Origin of the sequence: Promicromonospora sp. NPDC057138 (assembly GCF_042670845.1) — a bacterium.
Lineage (GTDB): Bacteria > Actinomycetota > Actinomycetes > Actinomycetales > Cellulomonadaceae > Promicromonospora.
Genome location: NZ_JBHUUX010000006.1, coordinates 121,205 through 135,577 on the forward strand (window position 1 = coordinate 121,205; position 14,373 = coordinate 135,577).

A 14,373-nucleotide genomic window follows, 5' to 3' on the forward strand; every position below is an offset into this window, starting at 1 on the left:
GGGCCCGCAGCTGAGCGGGACGAATGAAGGGACTGCTGATGGCCGGCGAGACTGTCATCACCGTCATCGGGAATCTGACCGGTGACCCGGATCTGAGGTACACCGCGAGCGGGACGCCCGTGGCCAACCTCAGCGTCGCCTCCACACCGCGCACGTTCGACCGTGACGCGGGGGAGTGGAAGGACGGCGCGACGCTGTTCCTGCGCGGCAGCCTGTGGCGGGAGGCGGCGGAGAACGTCGTCGCCTCGCTGCACAAGGGCGACCGCGTGATCGTGCAGGGCGCGCTCGTGCAGCGTTCCTACGAGAAGGACGGCGATAAGCACACCGTCATCGAGGTGGAGATCCACGAGATCGGCCCCTCCCTGCGCTACGCCCAGGCCGCGGTGACCCGCATGGCCAAGGGCGACAAGACGAGTAAGGGGCGCGCCGCTGGGGCGACCGCGCCCGGCACCCCGATGGAGGACGACGACGAGTTCTAACTCGACGACGTCCAGTCCTGGCCCCCAGCCGGGCCTTACGCGGCGGTCCGCCCAATCATCGGGGCGGGCTGCCGTTCTCGTGCGCTAGACAGCCACATGACGGGTGCCGTGGCCCCGTCGGCAATCACGTCGAGCGGTTGGCATTGAACGAGACCATTTCGCGGGCGGCCCGGGCCAGCGCGATCCTCACGGTGTCCCGCTCGGCCTCGGCCTGCAGACGTGTCGACTCAAGTGCCTTGTGATTCCGCGCAATGATCGCTCCGAGCGTCGTAGGTTCAACGGGCGGCACGATGTAGAGCAACGCTTCGTCGACAATGCATTGTCCGACGTCAGGATCATCCTCCAGCACGTCAGCCGTGACTTCAGCGACTGTCTGACCGTGGAAGAGCGCTTCACGCGCGGGAGGAGCCAGTTCAAGCCTTACCGCCTCCGGCTCGTAGTCGACGTCAAGGACCGCAGCGCGGATCAAGGGCGGGAGCTCGACCAAGCGCGCGACTTGCCCGTTGTATTCCGCAGCCCGTTCCGACTTCGCCCTGGCCTCTGCTGCCGACGTCAAGAAGCGTTCCTCCATGCGTGCTTCCGCTAGGTCAAGTGCCTCCTGCAGCCGAGTGCTGAGGTCTTCGAGACTTTCGTCGAGATCCATCATCGCGAGCATTCTGCCGTCTGGAAATACGCCAGCGAGCCTGTCCCACAAGTCATGCCCGGCCGCGGCGACGTCGAGGGACCACTGCTTGAAGTGGGCGGTATCGGGCACGTTCCCGATTCGGACGAAGGCGTGGAGCGTCCCGCCGGCGCCCGCCGTCACCTCGATGACCTCGCGCACGTACGCAGTCCCACCGTCCTTGCGAACGAGGCGCTGCGCCAAGTTGTGCTGCTTGAGACGATCGGGTCTCCAGGTACTCGCCGAGTCCTCGAATCCGACCACCCAGTCGGTCGCGAACGCGAGTGCGCGTTCGGCCTCGTCGGCGTCGAGAAGGTGGCCCGGTACCTGCGCGACGCTCGTGAACCACTGCGCTTCGGCGGGATCTGGGCTGAATGTCAACAGGTCGAGGTGTGCCTGCATCGCATCCACACGCTGGCGTACGACGTCGGCCGAGCGGGACGGCATAGGGCTTGATGCGTGCGTGATCCCATGGAGCGTCTTCCAGCTGCGCGATGCTCCCTCAACCGCCTTATTGCAGGCCTGGACGCACTGGTCGAACCGGCCGGCCTCAAGATCGCGTTCGGCGTCCTCGAGGAGAGATCGGAAGCCGTCATCCTGGATTGCGTCTGTCAACGCGACATGCTCGATGGCTACGCCGTACTGGGCGTCGACCAAGCTACGGACATAGGACTGCACTGCCCGAGTCCAGTTTTGGACCTCGTCGCGGTCCGGGGAGACGCCTTCGTGTTGTGCGGCGTTCCGCACCGAATGCAGTTCTCGGATCTTGGCGATGCTCTCGAGCTTCGCGTCGGGAAGGCGCTTCTTGACGTCATCCACGAGACCGCGCAGATCCGGTGTCCTGGCTCCGCCGAGCGGGACGCCGACCGCCGCGGCGACAAGGTACGTAACGCGCTCGACCGCTCCGTCCAAGAGCACGACGGCGGTGGTGCGTTGCAGACTCGATGCGTGAGTGGCGTAGGCGGCCGCCTCCTCGAGCATCTTTCGCACCCGGCTGAGGTGGCGTGCGTCTTCAGCGGACAGAGTCTGAACCATGCCAGCGATCCTTCCAGGAACAGGTCGATAGCCGTCATGGCGCGCCGACCATTGGGCCACACCAGCAATCAGCATGCCGCCGAGTCGGGTCGGTCCCCAAGCGAGCCCCAATCGGTCCCATGGATGCGCTACGCCGCGCTGCGGTGACCCCAGCTGGAGGACGCCGAGTTCGGACGCCAGCCTGTCCTGGCTCTGCAGTTCGCGCCGGAGTCACTCGCACAGATCGTCGGCTCTGAGGAGCGAGCACATCCGGGGCGACCGGTTGCCTGGCTCGGCCGACATGGAGCGTCTCGTCGAGTGATTCCTCGCTCGATTGCGGTCGCGTCGAGCCTGTCGGGCGCGTTGCGATTTCACCAGTCGAAGGCCGCCTCACCAGTCTCGCCGTCTTCGGCGGCCGGTCGCTCCGCGTTCTCGAGGATGGAGTCGAACGCGGATGCGACCCACTGGTGCGTCCCGAACGGGACGTGCGTATAGATGTCGATCGTCGTGCTGATGGACGAGTGACCGAGGCGCTCCTGGATCGCCTTGGGGTTCGTTCCGTCGGCAAGCAGCAAAGTAGCGTGCGTGTGGCGCATTCCGTGTGGCCCCATGTGTGGCAGCACAATTCCGGTGGCTCTTGTGTAGGCACCCTGTGCCTGGTCGAAGTAGTACGTGATGTTCTTGCCCAGCAGTGCGGTGCCATCCACCTTGGTGAAGACCGGTGCGTCGCGCTTGATGGCTTCGAACCCGAAATGCCTTGCCTGGGATTTCCGGTGGGCGCGGGCAACAGCTATCACCTGCTGGTCGACGGAGACGGTGCGTACCTTTCCTGACTTGGTACCTCGCTCGACAGTCTTGGGATCCTGGTTCTCCCGGTAGACGCGCGAACGAGTTCGCTGGACTGTGATGTAGGGGTTCGGACCAGCGAACATGAGATCGCTCCAGCGAAGTGCAGCGACTTCAGCGGGGCGTAAACCGGTACGTGCGAAGAACTGCCACATCGCCCGGCGGGGGTCGTTGCTGTCGTGGGACCAGTCGAGGAAATCCTTGACCTCCACGGCGGACCACGTGACTTGCTCCTTGCGGGCGCCCTTGACCTGTTTGTCGGTCGGAGGCTTGACGCTTGGATGCTTGGCCGGGTTTTGCCGCAGCTTGCCGTCTTCCACGGCGGTCTGCAGGACTGCGGCTACGCAGATGTGGACACGCAGCAGTGACGCTAGCCCGAGCTTCCTCTTGGGCTTGCCCTTGACGACTAGACCGCCTCCGACCTCAAGGGTTTGATAGAGCTCGGCAACCATCGGGGGAGTGATCTTGCTGATGGGCTTGTCCCCGATGAAGGGCAGGACGTGGAGCCGCAGGTCGCGTTCGTAGGCGGAGATCGAGATCTCAGCGACGCGTGTGGCGCGCAGCCACGCCTTGGCGAGGTCGCGAAACGTCACACCGCGGTTCCGTGGCTGGACGATTCCCTGGTCAAGCTCAGAAAGAATGCGCCGCAGCTCTTCGCGGGCCTCCGTCTCGGTTTCGAAGCCACCCTTCGTCGGCTGCTTCGACTTCCTCGGTAGCGGATCGTCGGGCCGCGATGGCTCGGTCCACGAGATGCGCCACCTGACCTCGCCATTCTTGAGGCTGTAGGGGCGTGGCTTGGACCCGTCGCCGTTACGCTGCTTGGGCCGCGTCACGGTCCGCACGCCCGGTCAGGCTCCTGGCAGCAGGTGCGGACACTCGTCGAGCAATTCCAGGTCATGCCGCGACCTCGTTGTTGACGTCCTCGAACAGCCGCAGGAACTTCAGCCGTGGGATGAGGCGCCGGGCTTGAACTCGTACCTCGGGGATCTCGCCCGCAGCCATCGCCTTGTAGAGGGTCCGGCGGTCCACCCCGAGAAGGGTGCAGGCTTCGTCGACCGTGATTGTGAGCCGGCCGGAGCGCCGGAGGGATTCGAGATCGTGGACAGGTTCGGTAGCAGGGCCAGTGTTCTTCGTCATGCCCGGTGGATGTGCGGCTATGTCGCGGAGAGCATGCCGACGTACTGCCGCGGCGTACAGATGTACATGGATGAACACGAAGTCGGATTCCGCATGGAATTCCGCATCTGGCCTCGTAGCGCCTCTGCCGGCGCGCGCGGTCCCAGGCGCTCGCGTCCAGGTCAGGCCGCACTTATCGAGCCGAGAGGCTCCCGTTCCGCGAGAAGAAGTAGTCGTTGTACCCGTGCACGTGGATGACGGCGGCCTTCGCCGCGCGAGCGCCGTCCGGGTACGGGTACCGGACCAGCGTCGCGGGCCCGAGCGCGGCCTCCTGGAACGGCGCGCCGAGCAGGTGGTCGGTGCGCCAGTCGAGCGCGTCGTTCGTGGAACCAGGCACGTGCGGATCGTATGCCGTACGGCGCCGTCCTCGCAGGTCGCGGCGCGCGGATCAGGCAGATCCGGGCGCCCGCGCTCAATCCCCGGTGAGAAGCTCGTCCTGCGAGTCCGCCGGCGTTCTCGCCGCAGCACGCGAACTCGGTGGCCGCGGCTCCGGTCTGGGCGTAGCGTCCGGTCGCGGCCGATCGCGAGCGCGAATCTCGACGGCGGACCGAAGCACACCAGGTATCAGCAGGCGGTGTACGGCGGAGAGCGGGGGCCACACGATGCGACCCACTCCCTGTTCGTAACGCACGAGAGTGGCCACCGACACCCGACCATCGGATGTTCTCACCACGAGATTCGCACTGAGGAACCAGGACCGAGCCTCGAGCCGGATCCACTGCTCGCTCCGCGCGGCGATCCGCCAACCGGCGACGGTGTGCGGTGATCGACCGCGCCTGAGGCGGATGCCGAGCAGGCCCCGCCAGATGAATCGCTGAGCTGGACTCGGGATGTCGCCGAACATCGCCCTGGCCCATTGCTCAGGGGATGCGACCACGCCGGTCGCGAGCGAGAACGCGTCGGCGTAGTCCTCGTCGGGCAACGAGCTCGCAGAACGGTCGAGCTCAGGAATCGCCGACATCCCGACGACGCCGGTCACCGGGGATGCCGGTGCGCCCTGCCGCTTGCGGACGCTCTCGGGCAGCTTCATGTTCCGGCACATTCCCATCGTGGTTATACGTAGGTGTATAACAGCGGACCGTACCAGAGGTTGTACGATTGCGTATAACTCGTGGAATGAGGAGGTGGCAGTCATGGGGGCACTTCGCACGCCGCGTGATGCCTGGGTCGAAGCGGGCTTGCGCGCGCTCGCCGGAGGCGGCACGGATGCGGTGCGAGTCGAAGCGCTGGCCAAGAGCCTCGGAGTCACCAAGGGCGGCTTCTACGGGTACTTCGCCGACCGGGACGCGCTGCTCGAGGCGATGCTCGACACGTGGGAACGCGAGAGCACCGACGAGGTGCTCGACCTCATCGAGCACGAGGGCGGTGACCCGAAGGCCAAGATCCGACGAGCGGGCATGCTCACCTTCTCGAACGACCGGCTGCTGCCGATCGACCTGGCCGTCCGCGACTGGGCCCGCCACGATGAGGGCGTCGCCGAACGCCTACGACGAGTGGACAACCGGCGGATGGCGCTGCTTCGCGAGATGATCGGCGCCTTCTGCACCGACCCTGACGAGATCGAGGCCCGAAGCCTTCTCGCGTTCTGCTTGGCTATCGGCGAGCACTTCCTCGCCGCCGATCACGACGGACGATCGAGATCGCAGGTGCTCTTCCGCGCAGCGGACATCCTCCTCGATCGATCGGATGCATCGATCGCCTGATGCAGTGGGCGAACGGGGCGCGTCTCAGCGCGCGGTCCCCTCTCAGGAGGCTCGTTCGCAGGACAGGTCCGGCGGCGGAGGCGCGTCGACCGCCTGCGACCACTCCTCGGCCGTCAGGTCCCGTCCGGCGACCGCGCATGCCGTCGCCAGCAGGCCCTGCGCGCTGGTGTCGCGGTCGACCAGCTGGCTGTTTCCGGCGTCGGTCCCGATCGTGAGGAGCCGGTCGGTCCAGGCGGCGAGCGAGGGCCGGCTGACCTGGGTGCCCAGCTCTCCGACCTGCTCACCGGTCGCCACGTCGACCAGGACCGCCAGGGGCGAGTCCCCGGCCAGGACGGCGAGCCCGGTGCCCGGCAGCACCACGGCCGTCCGCAGCCCGGCCGGCACCGGCACGTCCGCCACGGCTCGCACGGCCGCGCCGTCCGCCTCCAGCACGACGACGCCGTCCCGGTGCGCGACGACGAGCTCGTCCTCCCCGAAGGCGAGCACGGGATCCGAGCTGGGAGTGTCCGAGCTGTCCGCGTCGGAGCCGTCGAAGTCCGCGTCGTCAGAGTCTGAACCAGCAGAGCCCGGTTCAATGGCGATCTCGAGCAGCTGGACCGCGGACTGCGCCGTCGTCGTGTCGACGACTGCGACGGTCGCCCCGGCGCTGAAGGCCGCGCGCCGGCCGTCCAGCGCGAGCTCGGCGGACGTCCACGGGCCGCCGGGGAGCGACGCCTGGCGGAGCAGGTGCCCGGTGCCGGGGTCGACGACGCGGACGGACCCGTCCGCGGCGGCCAGCACAAGCTCCCCGCCGGAGCTGATCCGCGCGGCGAGCAGGTCCCGCAGGCCGGTCTCGTAGCGGACCGGGGCCGCGAAGGTCTCGTCGAACTCCGCCCGCGCGAGCTCGTCGAAGGCGGCGGACATCTCGTCGGGAGACGCCGTCGCGCCCGCCTCCCGCACCGTGCCGTCGGCGGTCTCGACGACCAGCGTCGTGCCGTCGTCGGTCACCGCGGGCAGCCAGGTGTCCTCGGCCCCGTGCCGGTCGGCGGCCGCGCCGACCCGGGCGGGGATGTCGTCCGCGCCCGGCGCCTCGAGGTCGTACGTGACGGCGAGGTTCACGCTGTCGTCGCCCGGCTGGTCCCCTGACGCGACGAGGTACCGGCCGCCGGGCGCGAGCGCCTGCTCGTCGAGCGCGGACAGCTCCGTCTGACGGGCTGTGGAGCGGGGGAACCAGACCGAGGTGTCCCACAGGGTGAGGGTGCCGCCCTGGGCCGTGACCACCCGGTTCTCGTCGACGAAGGCCGCGGCGTCGGCCGCGACGGCACCCTGCAGCTCCCAGAAGCCGCCCTCCTCGGTGCCCACGTCGAACACGTAGTTCTTCTGGTCCCGGACCACGAGGATCCGGGTGCCGCCTGGGGAGACCACCGCCGTGCGCACGTCGAGCGTGGGCGTCGGACCGGTGCCGGGCCGCGGGAACCTCTCGCCGTCGGACGTGTCCTCGAGGGTGATCAGGGTCGGATGCACGCTCGCCGCCCAGTCCCCGTACGTCGACACCGCCGGAGCAGCGGCCAGGCCCGAGTCGTAGCTGGTGTCCGGCAGCACCGAACCCCGGTTCACCAGCTCGAGCCCAGGGAGCGACCTGCGCTCCCAGCGCCCCTGGTCGCGCAGCCGGCTGTCCTGCCCGGAGAGGACGACGAACCCGTCGCCCAGGTCCACCGAGTCGTAGGCCTCGTCGAGGTCGAGCTCCGCGACGGTGGTCCGGGCGCCTAGGTCCTGGACCTCCAGCCGGCGCCCGTCGTCGTCCTCGACGAGGGCGGCGAGCAGCTCCCCGGACGGCGAGACGGCGATGTCGAGGGCCGAGGTGAAGGGCGTGTCCATCGTCCCGCCGGCCAGCACGGTGACGGACCCCGCCGCGTCCAGGGCCGCGACCGTGGCGCCGGTGGTGCTGGCGACGAGCTCCGTGACCCGGCCGCCCACCGATCCCACCGGCTCGGGGCGGCCGGCGAGGTCCCAGCGCACGACGTCGCCGCCGCTCGTCGCCGCCAGCACCGCGCCGGCCCCGCCCGCCGACGCCCCCACCGATGTCAGGGCCGTCACGTCGTCGGCGAGGACCACCTCCCGGTCGAGCTGGGCTGTCGCGTCCAGGACCGACAGCAGGGCGGCGTGGGTCCGCGCCGACGGGTCGAGACGGTAGGCCTCGGCGGCCAGCAGCGCGCCGCGGTCGGCGTCGGTCGCCCCCGCGGCGTGTGCGGCGGCGACCAGCGCCTCGACCGTCGAGGGCGCGTCCGGCCAGCCCGCCCGGGACGCGGCGAGCCCGGCCGGCAGCAGGCTGACGCCGAGCAGCGCGCCGACGGCGAGGCACGAGACCGCGCCGCGGGACCACCTGCGCACCAGGGCGGCCGTCACGGTGACCCCAGCGGCCGGTCGCAGGCCAGGTCGGCGGGCGGCTCGCTGCCCGCGACGGCCTGCCTCCACTCGTCGGCGGTGAGGTTCCGCGCTGCGAACTCGCAGGCCCGGGCGTGCAATTGCGCGGGCCGGACGTCCCAGCGCGTCAGGTAGCGCGGGCCGACCGCCCAGAGCGTGTCCTGCCCGGCGGCGAGCCAGAGCGGGGAGTCGCCGTCGGCGCCCCCGGCCAGCGCGGAGAGGTGCCCCACCTCCTCGCCCGTGGCGGTGTCGAAGAGCCGGATCCAGTCGGCGTCCCCGGCGACCGCCACGAGGGTCGTGCCGGGCACCGGGGCCACGGCGTTCTGGCGGCCCGACGTCGGCGCGGCGATCGTCCGCCGGACGGAGCCGCCGTCCTGGTCCAGTACGGCGATCCCGCCCGCGTGCGCCGCGACGAGGTAGCCGCCGGAGACTTCGCTACCGAAGCTGTCGCCGCCGAAAGCAAGGTCGACCTGCGACTGCCAGGTCCGGTCGTTGGCCCGCGAGACCAGGCGCCCGGCGCTCAGGTCCTGGCCGTGCACCGTCGACGTCGCTACCTCCAGGACCTCGATCCGGGCGGTGCGCAGCGTCGGGTCCGACGTGCGCACGCGGTGGAACGCCACGAACCGCCCGTCGGGGCTGATCTGCGCGTTCGTGGTGGCGGTCGCGGACTCGGCGGGAACCGTCGCCTGGTCCAGCAGCTCGCCGGTGCGCACGTCCCGGACCTGCACCGAGCCGTTCGCCCCGGCCAGCACGAGGCGTCCCGCGTGGTCGACGGCGGCGTCCTGCACCCAGCCCGGGCGGGTCTCGTACCGGAGCTCGAGCGGGGGTACGTCGGGCTCCTCGGCCGGCCCGACGGCGGTGTCGTCCGACGAGTCGTCGGCAGAGTCGTCGGCGGGGTCGTCCGCAGAGCCGCCGTCGCCGGTGGCAGGCGCCGCGGCGGCCTCGAAGACCGTGCCGGCGCCGGCGTCGACGAACAGGAGCGTGCCGTCGGCGAGCGGCACCGGGAGGAGCCGCGCCCCGGACGGGCCGGTCAGGCTCCCGCGGACCTGCGTCAGCGCGGGCCTGAGGTGCAGCGCGTCCGTGTCGGGCCCCGTGCCAGACCCGGTGCCCGGCCCTGTGCTCGGACCAGCGCCGTCCGTAGTGTCGAACGTGTGCGTCATGGCCCAGAGCGACGGCTCCGTGCCCTGCCCTGTGCCCTGCCCTGTGCCCTCCGCCGTGCCCTGCGCGCCCACGGCCGCCCGCACGGCGTCGGGCAGCTCGCCCGCCGAGACGACTGTCGCGCCGTCCGGGGTGAGGGCCTTGTCGCGGGGGATGCCCTCGAGGCGCATGGTCGTCTCGGCGAGGGCCTCGCCCGAGCCGACGTCCCAGGTCGTGAGGGTGCGCCCGTGGGTCATGACGAGCAGGCCGTCGTTCAGGAAGACCGCGCCGTCCGGTGTGCCGATACCCGTCAGCCGCTCGGCGCGGTGCTCGTCCTGCTGCTCCCCCTGGTGCCCTCCGCCCGGTGGCGGCAGGTGCACGATCCACACCTCGTCGCGGCGGGACAGCAGCATGGTGGTACCGCTCGGGGACAGCGCCATCGTCGTGAGCGGGAAGGTGCCCAGGGCGGTCGGCATCTGCACCGAGACGGTGGTGCCGTCGGTCGTCCGTGCCCCGTGGACCACGTCGTCGAGCTGCGTCATCACCCAGCGCCCGTCGGCGGTGGTCGCCTGGGTGGTGGCGACGGCGCCGCCGGCGACGTCGTCCGCGAGGTCGCCGTCGAGCACCGTGCCCTCGTCCAGCACGTCCAGACCGGGGAGCGAGCGCCGCTGCCACGGGCCGAGGCCGCCGTTGGTCCAGCGCTGGTGGAGCACCATCGCGTCGTCCTGGAGCCGGACCGCGTCGTAGCTCGTGCCCGCGAGATCGGCCTCGGCGACGACGGCGTCGTCGGCCGTCGCGCGGACGCTCACCGTGTGCTCAGTGGTCGACCAGCGGACCGTCGTGTACCGGCGGCCGGCCGGGTCGACGGCGACGTCGATGGCTTCCTCGTCCTGCACCTTCCGGGTGCGGTCGTCGGCGTGGACCCACACCGCGGGGTCGGCGCCGGTGGTGGCGACGGCGATCACCGAGCCGTCCGCGCTGGTGGCGAGGGCGCTCGGGCGGGCGTCGAGGGTAGTGACCCGGACCGGGGCGCCGCGCAGGTCCCAGCGCAGGATCTCCCCAGTCTCGGTGCCGACGAGCACCGCTCCGGCGGCCGGCGCTGCCGCGGCGACCAGCACCTCGTCGTCCACCCCGGCCCGCGCGCCGATCGGGCTCGACCCGTTCACGGAGCGCAGCAGCGCGGTCAGGGTCTGCGTGTCGGGATGCAGCCGGTACCCCTCGACGGCGAGCAGTGCCGCCCGTTCCAGGTCGGTGGCGGACGTCGCCAGGGCGGTCGTGGCGAGGAGGTGCGCGTTGGCCACACGGGTCTCGGCGGCGGCGCGGTCGGTCTGCGTGCCCGCCAGGTAGGCGGCGACCAGCGCGACGACGAACAGCGTGGCCAGCGTCGCGATCACGCGCCGGACGAACGAGGCCTCCCGGCGGTGGTGGGCGGCGTCGGCGGCGATGAGGTCGGGGACGGGCCGGTCGTGCAGGCCGGACGCGAGCTCGGCGACCGACCGCTGCACCAGCGGGTCCTGGGCGTCGAGCCGGCCGGCCCGGGAGATGCCGGTGAGGTCGACGACGGCGGGGCGCGGCGCGCCGTCGGCCAGGAGCACGGGCGGGAGCGGGATGTCGTGCGCGGGCTCGTCGGGCTGTGTGGGTTCGGCGCGTGTGGGCTCGGGCTCCGTGAGCGCGACGATCAGGCGGTCGGGGGAGCGGTGGTCGAGCCACCAGGCGACCTCCTTGTCGACCCAGGGCGACCGCGCGGCGGCCGGGGACGCGAGCAGCACGAACCACGCGGAGTCCGCGAGCGCCTGCTCGATGGATCCCCACAGGTCGGGGTCAGCGGCGAGGTTCTGCTCGTCCCGGAAGGCGCGCAGGGCTCGCCGTCGGCCGGTGCGGGCGAACCCCTCGAGCAGAGCCTGGAGCTGCGGCCCGAAGGCGCCGTCGTCAGCGTGGCTGTAGGACAGGAACGCGTCGTAGCGAGGCATCACAGGTCCCGGTCGCATGCCAGGTCGCCGGGCGCGGCGGAGCCGACGGCCTGCGTCCACTCGGCGACGGTCAGGTCGCGAGCGGCGAACGCGCAGGCCGCGTCGAGGAGGGCTGCGGGGCGCAGGTCCCAGCGGACGGCGTCGTCGCCGCTGAGGGCGAGCAGCGAGTCCGGGCCGGCGGCGAGCCACAGCGGGTCGAGCGTGCCGCCGGCCTCCGGCGGGGTGAGGCTGCCGACCTGCTGCCCGGTCCGCGTGTCGTAGAGCCGGATCCAGTCGAGCTCGCCGGCCTGCGCCACCAGGGACGTCCCGGGCACGGGCGCGAGGGCGGACGGCGTGAAGGCGGCCGTCGAGCCGACGACGGAGTCGATGGTGGTGCGGACCGCGCTGCCGTCGGGCTCGACCACGAGGACGCCGTCGACCTGGGAGGCCAGCAGGTGGTCGCCCCCGTAGGTGAGGTCGAGCACGGGAGCCGAGGTGCGCAGCCCCAGGTGCGTGACGTTCTGGCGGACCGGGACGGTGAGCGTGCGGGTGCGCGAGATGCGCAGGTCGAGCACCGAGACCGTGGCCTCCTCGGTGCCGAAGGCGAGCGGGGACAGGTCGTGGAAGGCGACGTACCGGCCGTCGGGACTGATGGCCGCCTCGACGGCCCAAGGGTCGCTCGTCGCTGCGTGGTCCGCCGTGGCGTGCCGCACCAGCCGCCCGCCGCGCGCGTCCCGCACCTGGACCCGGCCGAACGCGTCGGCCAGGACGAGCCGGTCGCCGACGACCCGGGCCGCGCGCACCGAACGGAGACCGGTCTCGTACCGCGCCTCCAGGGGGCGCAGCGGCACGGGCGTCGTGAGGTCGTCGTCGGACAGGCTCCCCGTCGCCTCGCTCACCGTGCCGTCCTCGGGGGTCACGACCAGCACCCGGCCGTCGTCCAGCGGCACCGGCAGCAGCCGGTCGCCCAGCCGGCCGGGCTGGACGGCCTGGATGACCGAGCGGAGATCCTGGTCGGTGCTGTCCCGGTCGTCGGTGCGGCCGGTCCGGCCGTCCTGGCCGGTCAGCAGATAGCTCGACACCGCGTCGTACCACCTGCCGCTCCCGTCGAGGAGGCTGGCCCCGCCGGTCGTCACGCGGGTCCCGTCCGGGGACAGCGCGGTATCGGCCAGGTAGGCGCGGTCCGTGTCGACCGAGCTGGTCAGCGGCGACGCGGAGGCCAGGTCCCACGCGGCCAGGGTGCCGCCGTGCGCGGTGACGAGACGGTCGTCGTCGAGGAACACCGCGGCATCGGCGGTCGGCATCCCGCGCAGCTGCCAGGCGCGCTCGTACGTCCAGCTCGGCAGCTCGACCACCCAGGTCTCGTCCCGGCGGGACAGCAGCATCCGGGCCGCCTCGCCGCCGGACGGCGCGGCGGTGACGGGCAGCAGCGAGCCCAGGGAGTCCGGCGCGGCCATCCGGTACAGGGCGTTCGAGGTCGTGTCGGCCGCGAACACGGAGCCGGCGCGGAAGGCGGTGACCAGGGCGCCGTCGGGCGAGACCTGGTGCTCGGTGAACTCGCCGTCCAGCGGCTCGACGACGCCGGCCTCGCGCACGATCTCGAGGTCCGGCACCGACCGGCGCTGCCAGTGCCCGGCGCCGGAAGGGACGCGGCGCTGCGCGACGACCAGGGCGTCCTCGGTCAGGGCCACAGCCTCCAGGGACGTCCCGGTCAGGTCGTCCGACGCGATACGGGTGCGGCCCGTCCCGTCCAGGAGCAGGAGCTCATGGTCCGTCGTGTCCCAGACGATGGCCGCGAGGCGCTCGCCGTCCGGGTCGACGGCGACGTCCGAGACGCCGGCCAGGCCCGTCGTGCCCGGGCCCGGACTGCCGGGGTGAGCGGTGGAGACCCAGAGCGCGCCCTCGGCCACCGCCGCCACCGTCTCGCCGTCCGCGCTGGTCGCGACCTCGGTCACCGCGCCCTCCAGCGTGGCCAGGAGCTCGGGCGCCCGGTCGAGGCGCCACCGCCAGACGTCCCCGTCGGCGGTGCCGGCCACCACGGTGCCCGCGTCAGCTCCCGCCTCCGGGTCCGATCCGGACTCCTCGGGCTCTTCGGGGAGCGGCGCAGCGGCCAGCGCGACGACGTCGCCGCCCAGGTCCACGCGGCGCTCCAGCGGCCCGGTGGCCTCGACGCTGCGCAGGAGGGCGGTGAACGTCTGGGTGTCGGGATGGAGGCGGTAGCCCTCGGCGGCCAGCAGCACCGCGCGTTCCGCGTCGGTGTCCGAGACGGCCAGGGCGGTGCTGGCGAGGAGCCGGGCGTCCGCCGCGCGCGCCTCCGTGTCGGCCCGGTGGGCTCCCCGGAACGCGAGGACGGCGAGGACGAGCGCGACACCGAGCAGCACGCTCAGGACGGCGCCCGCAGCCACGGTCGCGCGGCGGGTGCGCCGCTCGCGTCGCACGTGCGCGCCGATGAGCTGGTCCTTCTCCACGCCGCGCAGCCGCGCGGCGAACGTGGCGAGGTTCTCGCTCACCAGCGCGTTGCCGCGGTCGAGCCGGTCGAGTCCCGCGATGTCGCGCAGGTCGACCCAGTGGGGCTCGGTGGTCAGCCGCGCGAGAAGGGCGGACGGGAGCGTGTCCGTCCCGTCCGCCGCACGGTCGCCGGCCCAGCGCAGGTCGCCCCGGGTGAGGCCGATGAGGATCCGGTCGGTGCCGTGCGAGTGGGCGCCGTGCGAGTGTGTGCCGTGCCGGTCGAGCCACCGCTCGACCTCGTCGATGACCTGAGGCGACCGCGCGGCCTCGGGGGACGCGAGCAGGACGAGCCAGTCGCTGGCCGCGAGCGCGTCCGCGGTGCGCGGGGCCAGGCGCAGGGCGGCCCTGCGCGGTCCGGGGCCGGACCGCCGTCGGCCGAACGTGGCCAGGTGCGCGCCGAACCGGTGCGCAAAGCGCTCGTCAGTAGCGGGGTCGTAGCACAGAAACACGTCATGACCTGGCACCAGACCCCCCTGTACGCCCGGCCGCCGATGTTA

At 71.8% G+C, this 14,373-nt stretch carries 10 protein-coding genes; 2 read left to right on the forward strand and 8 right to left on the reverse strand.

The window, feature by feature from the left end:
- Positions 1-38 precede the first annotated feature (38 nt).
- Positions 39-479: a single-stranded DNA-binding protein gene (locus ACFT2C_RS06365; RefSeq protein ID WP_377206179.1), complete on the forward strand. Its 441-nt coding sequence runs from the start codon at positions 39-41 to the stop codon at positions 477-479.
- A gap of 124 nt (positions 480-603) precedes the next feature.
- Here the strand turns inward: ACFT2C_RS06365 and ACFT2C_RS06370 are convergent, their stop codons facing one another.
- The 5 genes from ACFT2C_RS06370 to ACFT2C_RS06390 form a co-directional block, all read right to left on the reverse strand.
- Positions 604-2,175 (reverse strand): hypothetical protein, encoded by a 1,572-nt coding sequence (locus ACFT2C_RS06370; RefSeq protein WP_377206180.1) that lies wholly within the window; start codon positions 2,173-2,175, stop codon positions 604-606.
- Between the two features lie 350 nt (positions 2,176-2,525).
- The gene (locus tag ACFT2C_RS06375; protein WP_377206181.1) at positions 2,526-3,842 is read right to left on the reverse strand and encodes a tyrosine-type recombinase/integrase; all 1,317 of its coding nucleotides are present in this window, start codon (positions 3,840-3,842) and stop codon (positions 2,526-2,528) included.
- A 52-nt stretch (positions 3,843-3,894) separates the two neighbouring features.
- Complete coding sequence (locus ACFT2C_RS06380; RefSeq protein WP_377206182.1) at positions 3,895-4,137, reverse strand: helix-turn-helix domain-containing protein; 243 nt, start codon at positions 4,135-4,137, stop codon at positions 3,895-3,897.
- Between the two features lie 172 nt (positions 4,138-4,309).
- Positions 4,310-4,513: a hypothetical protein gene (locus tag ACFT2C_RS06385; RefSeq protein ID WP_377206183.1), complete on the reverse strand. Its 204-nt coding sequence runs from the start codon at positions 4,511-4,513 to the stop codon at positions 4,310-4,312.
- A 75-nt stretch (positions 4,514-4,588) separates the two neighbouring features.
- Positions 4,589-5,206, reverse strand: a complete 618-nt coding sequence (locus ACFT2C_RS06390) for a hypothetical protein (protein WP_377206184.1) — start codon at positions 5,204-5,206, stop codon at positions 4,589-4,591.
- Here ACFT2C_RS06390 and ACFT2C_RS06395 point away from each other — a divergent pair.
- Positions 5,205-5,879 carry a TetR/AcrR family transcriptional regulator gene (locus ACFT2C_RS06395; RefSeq protein ID WP_377206185.1) on the forward strand — a complete coding sequence of 225 codons (675 nt, stop codon included), beginning with the start codon at positions 5,205-5,207 and terminating at the stop codon, positions 5,877-5,879. The genes ACFT2C_RS06390 and ACFT2C_RS06395 overlap by 2 nt on opposite strands.
- Positions 5,880-5,921: 42 nt before the next feature.
- On the opposite strand, the gene ACFT2C_RS06400 is transcribed toward ACFT2C_RS06395, so the two are convergent.
- From ACFT2C_RS06400 to ACFT2C_RS06410, 3 genes are read right to left on the reverse strand one after another with little or no spacing between them, the layout of a single operon-like run.
- Positions 5,922-8,264 carry a hypothetical protein gene (locus ACFT2C_RS06400; RefSeq protein WP_377206186.1) on the reverse strand — a complete coding sequence of 781 codons (2,343 nt, stop codon included), beginning with the start codon at positions 8,262-8,264 and terminating at the stop codon, positions 5,922-5,924.
- Complete coding sequence (locus ACFT2C_RS06405) at positions 8,261-11,389, reverse strand: TIR domain-containing protein (RefSeq protein WP_377206187.1); 3,129 nt, start codon at positions 11,387-11,389, stop codon at positions 8,261-8,263. Before ACFT2C_RS06405 ends, ACFT2C_RS06400 begins: the two co-directional genes overlap by 4 nt.
- Positions 11,389-14,340, reverse strand: coding sequence for a hypothetical protein (locus ACFT2C_RS06410; protein ID WP_377206188.1), 2,952 nt, complete (start codon positions 14,338-14,340; stop codon positions 11,389-11,391). Before ACFT2C_RS06410 ends, ACFT2C_RS06405 begins: the two co-directional genes overlap by 1 nt.
- Positions 14,341-14,373: the final 33 nt, after the last annotated feature.